The sequence below is a fragment of the Pseudomonas sp. K5002 genome (genome assembly GCF_013386655.1).
Classification (GTDB): domain Bacteria; phylum Pseudomonadota; class Gammaproteobacteria; order Pseudomonadales; family Pseudomonadaceae; genus Aquipseudomonas.
This window is the reverse complement of the sequence record NZ_JACARK010001730.1, coordinates 1-408: the sequence shown is the minus strand read 5'-3', so window position 1 is coordinate 408 and position 408 is coordinate 1. Positions and strand designations below refer to the sequence as shown.

The 408-nt window shown below is 69.4% G+C and carries 1 protein-coding gene; it reads right to left on the bottom strand.

Translation table 11 applies throughout. From position 1 onward, the window contains the following. Positions 1-408: circularly permuted type 2 ATP-grasp protein (locus tag HX846_RS38970; protein WP_178967669.1), on the bottom strand; the 408-nt coding region annotated here is incomplete at both ends.

Sequence of the window (408 nt, the reverse complement as noted above, 5' to 3'; positions counted from 1 at the left end):
AGCGGGTCGCAGAAATCGTCGTCCAGGCGGCGCATGATCGCGTGCACCCGGCGCAGGCCGCTGAGGGTCTTGAGGTACACCGTGGCGTCGCGCACGGTCAGGTCGCCGCCTTCCACCAGCGGGTAGCCAAGCTGGCGGGCGAGGTACAGATGCTCGAAATAGCTTTCGTTGAAACGGCCCGGGGTCAGCAGCACGATCAGCGGTGGCTGGTCGTCGCTCGGCGCCTGGCGGGCCAGGGTTTCCTGCAAGGTGCGGAAGAACCCGGTGAGGTGCTGCACCTGCAAGTCGCGGTACAGGTCCGGGAAGGCGCGGGACACGATGGTGCGGTTTTCCAGGGCGTAGCCGGCGCCGGACGGGGCCTGGGTACGGTCGGCGGTGACCCACCAGCGGCCATCCGGCGTGCGCGCC